General features: G+C 70.9%; 17 protein-coding genes. 1 reads left to right on the forward strand and 16 read right to left on the reverse strand.

Annotated elements, in window-relative coordinates:
- Positions 1-8 precede the first annotated feature (8 nt).
- From cls to tilS, 16 genes are all read right to left on the reverse strand, one after another.
- The gene (cls, locus tag ABFY20_RS16990; RefSeq protein WP_368497385.1) at positions 9-1,481 is read right to left on the reverse strand and encodes a cardiolipin synthase; all 1,473 of its coding nucleotides are present in this window, start codon (positions 1,479-1,481) and stop codon (positions 9-11) included.
- Positions 1,482-1,520: 39 nt separating this feature from the next.
- Positions 1,521-1,700, reverse strand: a complete 180-nt coding sequence (locus tag ABFY20_RS16995) for a hypothetical protein (protein WP_368497386.1) — start codon at positions 1,698-1,700, stop codon at positions 1,521-1,523.
- 63 nt (positions 1,701-1,763) lie between these two features.
- Positions 1,764-2,486, reverse strand: a complete 723-nt coding sequence (locus ABFY20_RS17000; RefSeq protein ID WP_368497387.1) for a DUF1345 domain-containing protein — start codon at positions 2,484-2,486, stop codon at positions 1,764-1,766.
- Between the two features lie 45 nt (positions 2,487-2,531).
- Positions 2,532-2,735, reverse strand: a complete 204-nt coding sequence (locus ABFY20_RS17005) for a hypothetical protein (protein ID WP_368497388.1) — start codon at positions 2,733-2,735, stop codon at positions 2,532-2,534.
- Between the two features lie 10 nt (positions 2,736-2,745).
- Positions 2,746-4,257 carry a lysine--tRNA ligase gene (gene lysS, locus ABFY20_RS17010; RefSeq protein ID WP_368497389.1) on the reverse strand — a complete coding sequence of 504 codons (1,512 nt, stop codon included), beginning with the start codon at positions 4,255-4,257 and terminating at the stop codon, positions 2,746-2,748.
- A gap of 40 nt (positions 4,258-4,297) precedes the next feature.
- Entirely contained in the window at positions 4,298-5,119 is an 822-nt protein-coding gene (gene panC / locus ABFY20_RS17015) for a pantoate--beta-alanine ligase (protein ID WP_368499816.1), read from the reverse strand.
- 270 nt (positions 5,120-5,389) lie between these two features.
- A complete protein-coding gene (locus ABFY20_RS17020) occupies positions 5,390-6,094 on the reverse strand; it encodes a Rossmann-like and DUF2520 domain-containing protein (RefSeq protein WP_368497390.1) in 705 nt (234 codons plus the stop codon).
- Positions 6,091-7,755: a PH domain-containing protein gene (locus ABFY20_RS17025; protein ID WP_368497392.1), complete on the reverse strand. Its 1,665-nt coding sequence runs from the start codon at positions 7,753-7,755 to the stop codon at positions 6,091-6,093. The genes ABFY20_RS17020 and ABFY20_RS17025 overlap by 4 nt, the downstream gene beginning before the upstream one ends.
- Complete coding sequence (locus ABFY20_RS17030; protein ID WP_368497393.1) at positions 7,752-8,231, reverse strand: PH domain-containing protein; 480 nt, start codon at positions 8,229-8,231, stop codon at positions 7,752-7,754. Before ABFY20_RS17030 ends, ABFY20_RS17025 begins: the two co-directional genes overlap by 4 nt.
- The gene (locus ABFY20_RS17035) at positions 8,224-8,688 is read right to left on the reverse strand and encodes a DUF3180 domain-containing protein (RefSeq protein WP_368497394.1); all 465 of its coding nucleotides are present in this window, start codon (positions 8,686-8,688) and stop codon (positions 8,224-8,226) included. The genes ABFY20_RS17030 and ABFY20_RS17035 overlap by 8 nt, the downstream gene beginning before the upstream one ends.
- A complete protein-coding gene (folK, locus tag ABFY20_RS17040) occupies positions 8,685-9,614 on the reverse strand; it encodes a 2-amino-4-hydroxy-6-hydroxymethyldihydropteridine diphosphokinase (RefSeq protein WP_368497395.1) in 930 nt (309 codons plus the stop codon). The genes ABFY20_RS17035 and folK overlap by 4 nt, the downstream gene beginning before the upstream one ends.
- A complete protein-coding gene (gene folP, locus ABFY20_RS17045; protein WP_368497396.1) occupies positions 9,611-10,435 on the reverse strand; it encodes a dihydropteroate synthase in 825 nt (274 codons plus the stop codon). Before folP ends, folK begins: the two co-directional genes overlap by 4 nt.
- A complete protein-coding gene (gene folE / locus ABFY20_RS17050) occupies positions 10,432-11,079 on the reverse strand; it encodes a GTP cyclohydrolase I (protein WP_368497397.1) in 648 nt (215 codons plus the stop codon). Before folE ends, folP begins: the two co-directional genes overlap by 4 nt.
- 8 nt (positions 11,080-11,087) lie before the next feature.
- Positions 11,088-13,103 carry an ATP-dependent zinc metalloprotease FtsH gene (gene ftsH / locus ABFY20_RS17055; protein WP_368497398.1) on the reverse strand — a complete coding sequence of 672 codons (2,016 nt, stop codon included), beginning with the start codon at positions 13,101-13,103 and terminating at the stop codon, positions 11,088-11,090.
- Positions 13,104-13,244: 141 nt separating this feature from the next.
- Complete coding sequence (hpt, locus tag ABFY20_RS17060) at positions 13,245-13,796, reverse strand: hypoxanthine phosphoribosyltransferase (RefSeq protein WP_368497399.1); 552 nt, start codon at positions 13,794-13,796, stop codon at positions 13,245-13,247.
- Between the two features lie 11 nt (positions 13,797-13,807).
- Positions 13,808-14,884 (reverse strand): tRNA lysidine(34) synthetase TilS, encoded by a 1,077-nt coding sequence (tilS, locus tag ABFY20_RS17065; RefSeq protein WP_368497400.1) that lies wholly within the window; start codon positions 14,882-14,884, stop codon positions 13,808-13,810.
- Between the two features lie 47 nt (positions 14,885-14,931).
- Between tilS and ABFY20_RS17070 the strand changes: the two genes are divergently transcribed.
- Positions 14,932-15,426 (forward strand): inorganic diphosphatase, encoded by a 495-nt coding sequence (locus tag ABFY20_RS17070; RefSeq protein WP_368497401.1) that lies wholly within the window; start codon positions 14,932-14,934, stop codon positions 15,424-15,426.
- The last annotated feature ends 24 nt before the right edge of the window (positions 15,427-15,450 follow it).

Here is a 15,450-nt window from a genome sequence, read left to right on the forward strand (position 1 = left end):
AACCGGCCCTACTGGATGGCTGAGGTGAGGCGGGCGAGGTTGTCGAGGATGGTGGAGCGCAGGGGCTGCTTGCGCCACTCCTCGAGCGTGAGCTCGCGGCTCACCTCGCGGTAACCCGCCTCGACCTCGCGCATCTCGTCGACGAAGCTGCGGCCGCGCACCATGAGCGAGACCTCCATGTTGAGGCTGAACGAGCGCATGTCCATGTTGCTCGAACCGATCACGGCCACCTCGTCGTCGATGGTGAAGTGCTTCGAGTGCAGGATGTACGGCGCCTGGTACATGAAGATGCGCACCCCCGCCCGCAGCAGCACCTCGTAGTAGGAGCGCTGCGCGTGGTACACCAGCGCCTGGTCGCCGATCTCGGAGACGAACAGGTGCACGTCGACACCGCGCTGGGTGGCGGTGGTGATGGCGTAGAGCATCGCGTCGTCGGGCACGAAGTACGGGCTCGTGATGATGATGCGCTCCTGTGCCGCGTAGAGCAGCGCGAGGAACAGGCGGAGGTTGTTCTCGCCCTCGAATCCGGGACCGGAGGGCACCACCTGCATGTCGAGCGCATCCGGTTCGTCGTCGATGATGTCGTCGGTGATGGCGCGCGTCTCACGCAGCAGCAGCTCGTTCGACTCGCTGTACCAGTCGGTGATGAAGATGGCGTTGATTCCCGCCACGATCGGCCCCTCGAGGCGCGTCATGAGGTCTTGCCACTTCAGGCCGCGCTTGAGGTTGCCCTTCTTGTTGTAGCTGCGGTCGACGACGTTCTGCGAACCCATGAACGCCACGTCGCCGTCGACCACGAGGATCTTGCGGTGGTTGCGCAGATCGGGCCGCTGCCACTTGCCCTTCAGCGGCTGCACCGGCAGCATGAAGTGCCATTTCACGCCCATCTGGTTCAGCAGCTTCACCGTCTTCTTGTGCCCGGGCGCGCGCACCGACGCGATGTGGTCGAGCAGCACCCGCACGGTGACCCCGCGCTTCACGGCGGCGGCGAGGGCGTCGAAGAAGGGCTTCGTGGTCTGGTCGTAGGAGAGGATGTAGAACTCGGCGTGCACGTAGCGGTGAGCCTTGTCGATCTCGGCGGTCATCAGACGGATGCTCGCGTCGTAGTCTCCGACGAGCGTCGCCTGGTTGCCACCGACCAGCGGCATCGCGCCCAGCGTGCGGTTGAGCTCGACGACGTTCTTGAACCACGGCGGCCACGGGTCGTCGTCGCTGACGCGCTCGATGCCCTCCGTGGTCTCGATGATGAACTCGTTGATGGCGTACTGCTTGTCGCGCCTGCCCTTCGGCAGCTTGTAGCTGCCGATGAGCAGGAACAGCAGGAAGCCCACGTAGGGCAGCACGAAGATGGCCATGAGCCAGGCGATGCCGGTCGAGGGACGACGGTTGCGCGGCACGGTGATGACCGCGATGATGCGGATGAGCAGGTCGACAGCCAGCAGCAGGAGCGTCACAAGCACCGCGATGTCTGTACCCGTCACTGCGTCTCCCCTGTCGAACTCCCAGGGATACCGTATCGGTTAAGAGGCCTGTGACTTCTCCGGCAGCCCGAGTCGGCGCCGTTCCTCCGACTCGACCTTCGCCAGAGCGCGACGCTCCGACTTGTCGGCCCGCACGACCGCACGCATGATGAACCAGAACACCAGACCGATCAGCACGGTCGGGGCCAGTGCGAACACGGCGGGCCAGAAGTCGTTCACGTCGTCAACGATACGTCATGAGCCTGGGAGCCGACCCGCGCATCCGTCGCGCCCGACCGCCCGTCAGCTCACCCGTGCGATGAGCACGCTCACCAGAAGCGCGACGATCACCGTGTTGAAGGTGAAGGCGATGATGCTGTAGCTCATCACGACGCGGCGCATTCCACGCGTCGTGATGTCGACGTCGGAGCCGCCGAAGGTGGTGCCGATCTGCGCGGCGAGGTACAGGTAGTCGGTGAACAGGGGCGCGCCGGTTCCCGGGAAAACCGCTCCCCCGTGCACCTCGTCGTGGCGGGCGATGTGCACCGCGAACGACACCATGGTGACCGCCCAGGAGCCCGCCACCGCGACGACCGCACCCCAGGTGACCAGCGGCGACGAGCCGAGCGAGGGGTTCAGCGCGAGATAGACGACGGCCACGATGGCGAAGGCCGATCCGGCGACGGCCCAGGAGACGGCACCGGCTCCCATGGAGGCGGCGAGCACACGTCGCCATCCCTTCTCGGGCGGTGCGGTGCGGCGGAGCCTGCGGGCGAACTCGTGCGAGCCGACCCGCCCGAAGACGACCAGGGAGATGATGATGGCGCTCACGCAGTAGGCGCCCCAGAACACGAGCACACCGGCCACGGTGAGTTCGAGCAGCTCGACCTCGAGCATGAAGATCGCGACGAACTGGAAGCCGAAGCCCACGATGACCGCCGGCACCATCGCGATGAGGCTGCGCGGCACGTCGTGCGCGAAGACCGGCACGCGGGCGTCGCGGGAGCGGGCGCGGGCTGCGGTCATGCGCACGACCGTACCCGGAGCCGGCGCGCTCGCCCACCGCCGCTGCTAGTGGGTGAGGATGCCCCAGACCCCCGACCCGATGAGATACAGCCCAACTCCGCCCACGATCACCCAGATCGCGATGCGCGAGTTCGAGGGCCGGTTGGGGTTCTTGCCCTTCTCGGCCTCCTCTGCCTTCTTCTGCAGGTTCTCCCGCTCGGTCTTGCCCGGCTCGAACGGGTCTTTGCTGCCACCGCCCAGAAAGCTCACGCGCCGAACCTCACTTCACCAGGGGGAACAGGATGGTCTCGCGGATGCCGAGACCGGTCAACGCCATGAGCAGCCGGTCGATGCCCATGCCCATGCCGCCCGACGGGGGCATGCCGAACTCGAGGGCGCGCAGGAACTCCTCGTCGAGGCGCATGGCCTCGTCGTCGCCGGCCGCCGCCTGCTTGGCCTGCTCGACGAAGCGCTCGCGCTGCACGACCGGGTCGACGAGCTCGGAGTAGCCGGTCGCCAGCTCGAAGCCGCGCACGTAGAGGTCCCATTTCTCGACGACGCCCGGGATGCTGCGGTGGGCCCTCGTGAGCGGGCTGGTCTCGACGGGGAAGTCGAGCACGAAGGTGGGGCGCACGAGGTCGCCCTTCACGAAGTGCTCCCAGAGCTCCTCGACCAGCTTGCCGTGGTTCGGCAGGTGCACCTCGACGCCCTCGCGGTCGGCGAGAGCTTGCAGCTCGGCGACGCTCGTCTCGGGGGTGATCTCGATGCCGGATGCAGCGGAGAGCGAGCCGTACATGCTGATGCGGTCCCACTCGCCGCCGAGGTCGTACTCGGTGCCGTCGGCCCAGGTCACCACGTGCGAGCCCGAGACCGCGAGAGCGGCGTTCTGCACGAGGGTCTGGGTGAGCTCGGCGATGGAGGTGTAGTCGCCGTAGGCCTCGTAGGCCTCGAGCATCGCGAACTCGGGGCTGTGCGTGGAGTCGGCGCCCTCGTTGCGGAAGTTGCGGTTGATCTCGAACACCCGGTCGATGCCGCCGACGACGGCGCGCTTGAGGAACAGCTCGGGCGCGATGCGCAGGTACAGCTCGGTGTCGAAGGCGTTCGAGTGGGTGACGAAGGGGCGGGCCGCGGCGCCGCCGTGGATGGTCTGCAGCATCGGCGTCTCGACCTCGAGGAAGTCGCGACCGGAGAAGGTGGAGCGCAGCGACGCCATGGTGAGCGCGCGGGTGCGCACCATGCTGCGAGCCTGCTCGCGCACGATGAGATCGAGGTAGCGGTTGCGCATCCTGGTCTCTTCGGAGAGCTCGGAGTGCAGGTTCGGGAGGGGGAGGATGGCCTTCGCGGCGATCTTCCACTCTGTGACCATGACGCTCAGCTCGCCGCGACGCGAGGAGATGACCTCGCCGGCGACGAACAGGTGGTCGCCGAGGTCGACGAGCTCCTTGAACCGGGCGAGCGACTCCTCACCCACGTTCGCGAGGGAGACCATGGCCTGGATGCGCGAGCCGTCACCCGACTGCAGCGACACGAAGCACAGCTTGCCGGTGTTGCGGAGGTGCACCACACGGCCGGCGAGCCCCACCGTCTCGCCCGACACCTCGTCGGCCTGCAGATGACCCCACGCCGCGCGCACCGCGGGAATCGTCGTGGTGACCGGCACCGACACCGGGTACGCCTCCGCACCCGACTCGTTCAACCGCTCCCGCTTCGCCAGCCGCACCGCCTTCTGCTCGGAGATCTCCTCCTCGGAGGGCTCGTCAGCGATGGTGGAAGGCGCGGATGCGTCGGTCATTCTGGGCAGGTCTCCTTGCGTCCCGTCCACTTTAGCCGGGCTAGTTGAGGTAGATGGCGCGGTTGTCGATGAGGCGGGTGTCGCCGACGGTGGCGGCGATGATGACGCGGGCGCGGCCGCGGTAGTCGTCGTCGACGGGGAGGAAGGTGTCGGGGTGCACCACGGCGAGGTAGTCGAGGTCGACGAGGTTCTCGCCCATCGCGGCGGCCTGGGCGGCGGCGAGCACGGCGTCGATGCCGCGGTCGGAGGCCGACTCGGCGGCCTCGAGCACGTGGGGCAGGGTGACGGCGGCACGTCGCTCACGGGCGTCGAGGAAGCGGTTGCGGCTGGAGAGCGCGAGCTCGTCGTCGTCGCGCACGGTCTCCAGCTCGTGCAGCTCGACGGGCATGTCGAGGTCGGCGATCATCCGGCGCACCAGGAAGACCTGCTGCGCATCCTTCTCTCCGAACAGCACGACGTCGGGCCCGACCGCGTTGAGCAGCTTCGCCACGACGGTGAGCACGCCGTCGAAGTGGCCGGGGCGGCTGCGCCCCTCGAACAGGGTGCCGACGCGGCCCGCGGTGACCCGGGTGGCGACGTCGCCGCGGGGGTAGAGGTCGTCGACACCGGGGGCGAACACGATGTCGGCGCCGGGGGTGACACCGGCGAGGGCCGCGAGGTCGGCATCGAGGTCGCGCGGGTAGCGCTCGAGATCGGCGGGGTCGGTGAACTGCAGCGGGTTCACGAAGATCGACACCACCACGACGTCGGCGAGCTCGGCCGCGCGTTCGACGAGCGCGAGGTGTCCGCGGTGCAGGGCGCCCATGGTCGGCACGAGCGCGACCCGCGGGCGCGACCCCTCCGCCTTCGCCGACCTGGTCACACCGCCGCGGCCGGCGACGGCCCGGGCGATCTCCTCCCGAACCTGCGCGACCGAGGTGGCCACGACGGGCGCCCCCCGCGGGGTGACGGGCGTGTCGTTCGACGTGACGACGGCGCCGGATGCTTCTGCCACCGGGGGCTCCTTCAGTGCTGATGCGTCGGCCGGCGAGGTGCCCGGCCGCTTCCCGATGCTACCCCGTCGCCGACGGCGCCCGGCCGCGGCGGCGGCGAAACCCGCGCCCGGGACCCCGGTGCCGCAGGCCCTCGTGCCTCAGACCCCCGCGCCGCCCCCGGCGCGCAGCAGCGCGTTCTCGACGGCCGAGCGCATGAGCGGTGCGAGCATCCGCCCCGGAGCTTCCACACCGATGCCCTCGAGCAGACCCGCCGCCTGGTCGACGATCGCCGTCGAGAAGGTGGTGGCCGTCTCGACCGCCTCGGCGTAGGCGGCCCGATCACCCTCGGCGACCACGACGGGCTCCCCGCCCATCTCGACCACGAGCGCCTGCGCGATGGGGAGCACAGGCCCGGGGGCGGTGACGGCGAAGTGCGTGCCCGCGAGCCGCGCGACGTCGATGCTGGTTCCGGTGAACGCCATCGCGGGGTGCACAGCGAGCGGGATGACCCCGGCCGCCCGCGCCGGCGCGAACACCTCGGTACCGAACTGGGGTGCGGTGTGCAGCACGAGCTGGCCCATCTGCCAGGTGCCGGTCTCGGCCAGCCCGGCCACGAGCTGCTCGAGCTGGTCGGAGGGAACGGCGAGCACCACGAGCTCGCTGCGCTCGACCAGCTCCGGCACCGTGAGCACGGGCACCCCGGGAAGGATCGTCTCGGCGCGCTCCACGCTCTCCCGCGAGATGGCCGCGATGCCCACGAGCATGTGCCCCGCCCCGGCCAGCGCCGCCCCGAGCACGGGCCCCACGCGCCCCGCGCCGACGATCCCGACACCGAGCCGGCCCGTGCGTTCCGACGGTCTCATCCCTCTCCCTCCGCCCACCGGTGGCTCCGGTCGGATGCCGCTGCCGCGACGGCAGCGGCGGTCCAGTTCTCGAACGCCTCGGTTCCGGTGCGCCTGTCGACGGCGCGCGCCTCGGCCCGCACCGGCCCCGACACGGTGTGCACGAGCACCGAGACCAGGTCGAGCATCCGGTCGATCGGCCCCTGGGCGACACGGATGCTCTGCACCCGCGCCCACGGCACCACGACGAGCCTCCGCCACACGAAGCCGGAGCGCAGCAGCACGGCGTCGGGCGTGGCGGCGAATCCCGTGCGCCGCCACGACAGCGGCCGCAGCGGCCAGGCCCGCCGGGGCGAGTCGGTGAACCCCTCCCCCGCCCGGGCCGTCAGCCCGGCGAGCACCAGGTCGCGGGTGGTCTGCCCCGTGAGACCGGGCAGGAGGAGGCCGAGCACCTTGCGCACGTCGTCGAGGGTGCCGACGGGCAGCATGGTGGTCGAGGTCTGGGCACTTCCCTCTCCTGCGGCCCCGGCGCGGTTGATGCGGATGACCCACCACCCGGCCGGCCGCCACAGCAACGGCTGGCTGACCTCGATGGCGTGGATGCGGCCGGGCGGCACGGTGTCGTTGCTGGTGGAGAGCAGGCCGAACCCCACGCGCACGCCGTCGGGCGTGGCGGCGATGCTGTAGCGCAGCGATCTGGTGAAGCGGTTGACGTAGTACCCGATCGCCGCCAGGAGGCCAGGGATGATGAAGAAGGCGAAGAACTCCAGCCGTCCCTGCACCGACATCACGACGAAGAAGACACCGACGGCGAGCAGGGCGACGGTGAATCCGCTGAGCACCCATGACCCGATGAGGCGGCCGGGCCGGATGCGCACCACCGACTCCGGCGGCGCGGCCTCGGGATCGAGCTCAGGGGCGAGGAACTCGCGCACCCGCTGGTTGACGATGCCGGTCTCCGGCGTCGGCGGGAACGGCGCGCCCGGTGCGAGCGGCGCCCCGGCGGGCTCGGTCTCAGGCGGCGACGCCGCGGCGCCCGACGCGGCGGTCGCCCGTGTCTCCGCCGTCGCCTCGGCCCTGGCCCCCGACGCCAGCAGCAGCACGGCGCGGCGCAGCTCGTCGGCCCCGGCGCTGCCGAGGTAGGCCAGCTGCACCTTCGCGTCCTGCCCCGCGACACTGATGTCGAGCTTGGCCGCACCGAACAGCCGCGCGAACAGTGGTCGGCTGATGGCGACGCCCTGGATGCGGTCGAGTCGCGCCCGGCGATGGGTGCGGAACAGGACGCCGCTGCGCATCTCGACGACCTCGTCGCCGACGCGGAAGGTGTGCATGCGCCAGGAGAGGTAGAAGCCCGCGATGCCCACCACGAGCCCGACGATGACGGCGAGCCCGACCCAGCCGAGCTGGCCGCGCTCGTAGGCGACCTCGAACGGGTCGCCCGGGAGTTCGGGTGCCCCGAACACCCAGTCGACGAGTCGCTCCCGGAAGTTCGCCAGCGCGAAGCCGAGGACGGCGACCAGGACGATGCCGCCGCGCAGCAGCGGCGTCGCGGGGTGGAGGCGGTGCCACTCCCCGTCGGCGAGCTCGGTGTGGGCCGCTGGCGCCGGGTGCGGCGGGTGCACCGGGTGCGCCCCGGCGGCCCGCTGGGCCGCCGGTTCGGGCTGTGGGGTGGGCTCGCTCACAGCCCCGCCCGGCGCGACTCGGCGAGCCCCACCAGCTCGTCGCGAAGGGCTGTCGCCTCGGCGTCGACGAGCCCCGGGATCGACACCCCCGTCGCCGCGGCCGCCGTGACGAACTTGAGCTCGGCGAGGCCGAGCGCCCTGGCCACCGGCCCGCGGTTGATGTCGATGAGCTGCATGCGGCCGTACGGCACCGCGACGACCCGGTGGAACATGATGCCGCGGCGAAAGACCAGGTCGTCGGCCCGCAGCTGGTACCCGATCGATCGCACGCGGCGGGGGGCGAGCACCACGAGCACCACGCCGATGACCGCGGCGAGGCCGAGCGCCGGCCAGCCGAACCAGGTTCCCAGCACGATGAACGGCACCGTCACCCCGCACAGCACCAGGGCTCCGACGATGCTGGAGACGAGTTCGACGCCGAGGTACTTCGGGCTCACCCGCCGCCAGTCGCCCTCGATGGTCAGCCGGTCAGCCATGGTGGTGCTCCGCATCCGGTTCGTCGGGGGGAAGGGTGCACAGGCGCTCGGCGACGAGCCCGGCGACCAGCAGCACCGCGCCGGAGACGGCGACGGCGACCCCGGGCCAGAGCGAGCCGGTGTCGGCGACGACCGGGCGGGTGACGAGGAACGCGACGACCCCCGCGCCGAACCCGGCGATGAGCCCGCCGACGAGGCTCGACGCCTTCGCGAGCACCACCACGCGCATGGCGCGGAACGGGTTGATGCGTGCCGTCGAGGTGCCCTTGATGGAACGGCGGATGGGGATGGCGAGCGCCAGCACGATCGCGGCGACGACGAGGAGGGTGAGCGCGATGGTGAACGGCGGGATGAGCACCGGCCACCCGGCCGACGCCAGCAACACCTCGAGCACGAACCCGACGGCGACCCCGACGGCCACGAAGATGACGACGGTCAGCGGATGCGTGTGCCTCACCTGGTCTCACCCACGTACGGCCGGAGGGTCGTCTCGGGGATGAGTTCGAGCAGCGCGTCGGCACGGCCGAGACCCGGGAGCACCGCGTCGGGGTCGATCTCGAGCCAGGGCACGAGCACGAAGTCGCGGATGCCGGCGCGCGGGTGGGGCAGGGTGAGCCGTGGGGTGTCGATCTCGAGCCGCCCGTAGGAGACGATGTCGACGTCGAGGGTGCGATCGCCCCAGCGCTCGGCGCGCACCCTGCCGTGGGCGTGCTCGACGGCGTTCACGACGTCGAGCAGCGCGGTGGGCCCGAGGGTGGTGCTGATGATGCCCACACCGTTGAGGTAGCCGGGCGCGTCGAAGTCGATGCCATCGGGCTTCACGGCGACCGTCTCGTACAGGCGGGAGACGCCGAGCACCTCGATTCCCGGGGTGGCGGCGAGTTCTGCGACCGCCGCGTTCACGGTGGCCTCGCGGTCGCCGAGGTTGCTGCCGAAGGCGAGCACGGCGCGCACCGCCTCCGGGGGTGTCGGGGTCGCGGCATCCGGAGCTCCGACTCGTTCGCGCACGATGGTGATGGAGACGTCGCCGAACGGCACCGTGATGGGAGCATCCGGTTTGTGCACGACGACACTCACGCGCTGCACGGGGCGGTGGGCGAGCACGACACCCGCGACCCGCTCGGCGAGGGTCTCGATGAGGTCGACCGGGTCGGCGGCGACGGCGGCCGCGATCTCGACGGCGAGCTCGCCGTAGTGCACGGTGGCCGAGAGATCGTCGCCGGCGGCGGCCGGGGCGGTGTCGAGCCAGAGCTCGACGTCGACGACGAAGAGCTGGCCGTTCTCGCGCTCGAAGTCGAACACGCCGTGGTGGGCGAAGACCTCGAGCCCGGTGAGGCTCAGGCGGTCGAGCTCGGGCCGGTGGTGCGGCTGCTCGGCTGTCATCGGGCGGCTCCGTTCTGCCAGGCCCCGGCCACGGCGAGAGCCGTGCGGGTGAGAGTGACGTCGTGCACGCGCACGCCCCAGACGCCGTCGCGGGCGGCGAGGCCGGCCACGACGGCCGAGGAGAGGTCGCGGTCGGCGGGGTCGTCGCCGCCCGGTTCCAGCTCGCCGAGGAAGCGTTTGCGCGACGCCCCGACGAGCACCGGGAGGCCGAGCGCGGTGAGCCTCGGCAGGTGACCGAGCAGCGCCCAGTTGTGCTCGGCGTTCTTCGCGAAGCCGAGGCCGGGGTCGAGGATGAGCTGCTCGGGGTCGGCGCCCTTCACGATGAGCTGGGCGGCCCGCAGCTCGAGCTCGCCGATCACCTCGCCCACCACGTCTCGATAGTGCGCGTTCTGCACCATGGTGTCGCTCGCCCCGCGCCAGTGCATCACCACGAACCGGATGCCGGAGGCGATGACGAGCTCGTCCATCTCGGGGTCGGCGAGGCCGCCGGAGACGTCGTTCACGATCGTGGCGCCCGCCGCGATGGCGGCCTCGGCGGTCGACGCGTTCATGGTGTCGACGCTCACCGTGATGTCGCGGGCGACGAGCTCGCGGATGACCGGGAGCACCCGGCGCTGCTCCTCGGAGACGGCGACCCGCGAGGCCCCGGGGCGGGTCGACTCGCCGCCGACGTCGATGATGTGCGCCCCGCGCTCGACCAGGTCTACGGCGTGCGCGACGGCGGCATCGCGGTCGAGGTACCGGCCGCCGTCGCTGAACGAGTCGGTCGTGACGTTGAGGATGCCCATGATGCGGGTCTGCCCCTGAGCGACGACGGTCATCGGCCGAGCCCCCGGGTGGCACCCAGCAGCGCGGTCACCTCGGCCCGGGCCGCCGGCTCGGCGAGGCTGCCGCGCGCCGAGAGGGTGACCGTGGTGCTGCCGGTCTGTCGCGGCCCTCGTGCGGTGACACAGCCGTGCCGTGCGTCGAGCACGACGAGCACGCCCCGGGCGTCGAGCGCGCGTTCGAGGGCGTCGGCGATGTCGTCGGTGAGCCGCTCCTGCAGCTGGAGCCGCGAGGAGGCCGACTCGACGACGGCGACGATCGAGCCCAGCCCGGCGACGCGGCCGGAGGGCACGTAGGCCACGTGGGCGACGCCCTCGAAGGGCAGCAGGTGGTGCTCGCAGACGGAGCGGAAAGCGATGTCGCGCAGCAGCACGGGCTGGGCGGGAAGGCCGCCGCCGACACGCGCATCCGTCGCCGTCGCCGGGTCCGACGCCGTCGCCGTCGCCGAGCTCACCGGCGACGGGTCGAAGGTCGAGCGCAGCGCGTCGGCGGGGTCGACGCCGACGCCCGCGAACAGCTCGGCGTAGAGCTCGGCCACCCGCCGCGGGGTCTGCTCGAGACCCTCGCGGGCAGGGTCGTCGCCGAGCGCGGCGAGGAGCTCGCTGACCGCGGCCTCGATCCTGTCACGGTCGACCGACACGACGCGGCCTAGGCGGTGGCGGGGCGCGGGTTGAAGCCCGGGCTGCGCTTGGGCTTCGTCTCGGGCTGCGGCTCCGGCTCGGAACCCACGCTGCCGTCGACGGCGGCGCCGTCGATCGGGGCCTTCGACGGGAACTCCACCGGGGGCAGGCTCGACACGGGGCGCTTGTCGCTCGAGAGCCACTGCGGGCGCGGCGCGAGCTTCTTCACCCCGGCGAAGATCTCGGCGAGTTGGTCGTGGTCGAGGGTCTCCTTCTCGAGCAGCGCCGCGGCGAGCTTGTCGAGGATGTCGCGGTTCTCGTTGAGCACCTGCCAGGCCTCGTCGTGGGCGGCTTCGATGAGGCCGCGCACCTCGGCGTCGACCTGCTGCGCGAGGCTCTCGGAGTAGTCGCGCTCATGCCCCATGTTGCGGCCGAGGAACATCTCGCCCGAGGCGCTGCCGAGCTTCACGGCGCCGAGCGAAGCGGTCATGCCGTACTCGGTCACCATCTTGCGGGCGGTGCCGGTGGCCTTCTCGATGTCGTTCGAGGCGCCGGTGGTGGGGTCGTGGAACACGACCTCCTCGGCGACGCGGCCGCCCATGGCGTAGGCGAGCTGGTCGAGCAGCTCGTTGCGGCTCACCGAGTAGCGGTCTTCGAGGGGCAGCACCATGGTGTAGCCGAGGGCACGGCCGCGCGGGAGGATGGTGACCTTCGTGACGGGGTCGGTGTGGTTCATCGCCGCCGCCACCAGCGCGTGGCCGCCCTCGTGGTAGGCCGTCACCAGCTTCTCCTGGTCGCGCATGACGCGGGTGCGGCGCTGGGGGCCGGCGATGACGCGGTCGATCGCCTCGTCGAGTGCGCGGTTGTCGATGAGCTGGGCGTTGCTGCGGGCGGTGAGGAGCGCCGCCTCATTGAGCACGTTGGCGAGGTCGGCACCCGTGAAGCCCGGGGTCTTGCGGGCGACCACGTCGAGGTCGACGCCGGCCGCGAGAGGCTTGCCCTTGCCGTGCACCTCGAGGATCTTGCGGCGACCGCCGAGGTCGGGGGCGTCGACGCCGATCTGGCGGTCGAAGCGGCCCGGGCGCAAGAGGGCGGGGTCGAGGATGTCGGGGCGGTTGGTGGCGGCGATGAGGATGACGTTCGTCTTCACGTCGAAGCCGTCCATCTCGACCAGCAGCTGGTTGAGGGTCTGCTCGCGCTCGTCGTGACCGCCGCCCATGCCGGCACCGCGGTGACGGCCGACCGCGTCGATCTCGTCGATGAAGATGATGGCGGGCGAGTTCTCCTTCGCCTGCGTGAACAGGTCGCGCACCCGGCTCGCGCCGACACCCACGAACATCTCGACGAAGTCGGAGCCCGAGATGGAGTAGAAGGGCACGCCCGCCTCACCCGCGACGGCGCGGGCGAGCAGCGTCTTCCCGGTGCCGGGAGGGCCGTACAGCAGCACGCCCTTCGGGATGCGGGCGCCCACGGCGAGGAACTTGGCGGGCTCCTTCAGGAAGTCCTTGATCTCCTCGAGCTCCTCGAGCGCCTCCTCGGCGCCGGCGACGTCGTCGAAGGTGACCTTCGGGGTCTCCTTCGTGACGAGCTTCGCCTTCGACTTGCCGAACTGCATCACCCGGTTGCCGCCGCCCTGCATGCCGGAGAGCATGAACCAGAAGAAGGCGGCGATGAGGAGGATGGGGAGGAAGAGGCCGAGCGCCGAGAGGAACCAGTTGGTCTGCGGAACCTGGTCGTCGTAGCCGTCGGCGGGCTTCGCATCCGTCACCGCGGTGACGACCTCGTCGCCACGGGGCGCCACGTAGTAGAACTGCACCTTCTGGCCGAACTCGTCGTCGGGGTTCGTGAGGGTCATGTCGACCCGCTGCTCACCGTCGATGATGGTGGCTTCGGAGACCTTGCCGCTCGAGAGCAGGCCGAGGCCCTCCTGCGTCGTGATCTGGCGGTAGCCCCCGCTCGTGATCAGGCTGAAACCGATCCACAGAGCGATCGCACCCAGGATGATGTACGGAATGGGAGATCGAAGGATGCGTTTCGCGTTCATGTCTCTTCATCGCTCAAGTGCCGCGAGGCTCGGCACGGTGCCTATGTCGGTGGTGCAACAGTACCCGCCGCGCGCTGGACGCCGCCTTCATGTTCCCCGTGGGCGTAACGAGCGCGCGCCCACCTCCCGCCGGGCGCCCGGTCAGGAGTAGACGTGGGGTGCGAGCACGCCGATCGAGGTGAGGTTGCGGTAGCGCTCGGCGTAGTCGAGGCCGTAGCCGACGACGAAGGCGTTGGGGATGTCGGCACCGACGTACTTCACGTCGATCTCGATCTTCGCGGCCTCCGGCTTCCGGAGCAGTGCGCAGATCTCGACCGATTCCGGCCCCCGCGAGCGCAGGTTCGACAGCAGCCAGGAGAGGGTGAGGCCGGAGTCGATGATGTCTTCGACGATGAGCACCTTGCGGCCGGCGATGTCGGTGTCGAGGTCTTTGAGGATGCGCACCACACCGCTCGACTGCGTGCTGGAGCCGTAGGAGGAGACCGCCATCCAGTCCATCTCGATGTGCATGTTCAGCTCACGGGCGAGGTCGGCCATCACCATGACCGCGCCGCGGAGCACACCTACGAGCAGCACGTCCTGACCGGCGTAGTCGGCCTCGATCTGGCGGGCGAGACCCGCGATCTTCTCCGCGATCTGCTCCTCGGTGAGCAGGATCTCGGTGAGGTCTCCGTCGATGTGGCCGGCGTCCATGGATGCTCCTGTCAGTGGGCGTCAGGGCGGGTCGGCGGGGCGTCGGGGGTGCCCGTGGGCCGGCGCGAGAACTCCACCCGCGCACCCTGCCGCACCACTCTAATCCCTGGCAGGTCGACGCCCCTCTGGCCGTGCCAGTCGGTGACGAGCGCCGCCACCGCGAGGGTCTGCGCCCGCGAGAGCGCCACCCCGAACTCGCTCGCGACGACGTAGCGGATGATGCGGTTGCGAAGCGACGGAGGGTTAGCCTCCAGCGCTCCCGCCGAGATCGCGATGCCTGCCTCGGCGGGTTCGACGAGGTCTTCGATGGTCTCGATCGCCATGTCGTGAAGGGTGGTGTCGTCTTCGCGCAGTTGCTCGGCGGTGCGGGCGAGCGCTTCGGCGATGCCGGGGCCGAGCTCGGCCTCGAGCACGGGCAGCACCGAGCGACGCACCCGCACCCGCGCATAGGAGGGGTCGGCGTTGTGCGGGTCGTGCCAGGGGTCGAGGCCCGAGTCGGCGCAGAACGCCTCGGTCTCGGAGCGGCGGAGGGTGAGGAAGGGGCGCAGCCGCGCGGGCGCGGCGTCGGTGGCGGGGGTGCTCGGTGCCATGCCCGACAGGCTCGCGGCGCCGGCGCCGCGGGCGAGCCCGAGCAGCACGGTCTCGGCCTGGTCGTCGAGAGTGTGGGCGAGCAGCACGGCGCGGGCGCCGAGCCGCGCCGCCTCGGCGTCGAGCGCGCGGTAGCGGGCCTCTCGCGCCGCGCCTTCGGGGCCGGCCGGATGCGCGGCCCCCACCTCCACGCGCGTCACGACGACGGGGTCGAGGCCGAGGGTGCGTGCCTGGTCGGCGGCGCGGGCGGCGACGGCATCCGACCCCTCCTGCAGGCCGTGGTCGACGACGACAGCTCCAGCGGAGAGCCCTGCTCGCGAGGCCTCGAACGCGGTGGCCGCGGCGAGGGCCAGGGAGTCGGCGCCGCCGCTCAGCGCCACGAGCACGAGGGCCCCGGTGTCGCCCGCTTCGGAACCGATCGCCGCGAGGCTCTCGCGCACGGCCCGACGAGCATCCGCGATGGCCGGCGTGAGGCGCGGGCGGCGGGCGTTCGTGGGCATCAAGTAACGTTAGTGCAGTTTCCCCCTACCGATCGAGGAGCATCAGCATGGCCGAGTACGACGTCGTCGTCGAGATCCCCAAGGGCAGCCGCAACAAGTACGAGGTCGACCACGAGACCGGTCGCGTCTACCTCGACCGCGTGCTGTTCACGAGCTTCGTCTACCCCACCGACTACGGCTACTTCGAGAACACGCTCGGCCTCGACGGCGACCCCGTCGACGCGCTGGTGCTGCTCGAGTACCCGGTGTTCCCGGGCGTGGGCGTGAAGGTGCGGCCGGTGGGTGTGCTCAACATGTCCGACGAGGCCGGTTCCGACGCCAAGGTCGTCGTGGTGCCTCACAAAGACCCGCGCTGGGCGCACATCCAGGACGTGAACGACATCCCCGAGCAGACCCGCACGGAGATCGAGCACTTCTTCGCCCGGTACAAAGACCTCGAGCCGAACAAGTTCGTGAACATCGAGGGCTGGGGCGACGCGGCCGAGGCCGACGCGATCGTGCAGGCCGGCATCGCCAAGCTCGCGGAGGAGGGCGCGCACTAGCGCCTCCCCACCCATCGACCCGTC

The sequence above is a fragment of the Herbiconiux sp. A18JL235 genome, assembly GCF_040939305.1.
GTDB lineage: Bacteria > Actinomycetota > Actinomycetes > Actinomycetales > Microbacteriaceae > Herbiconiux.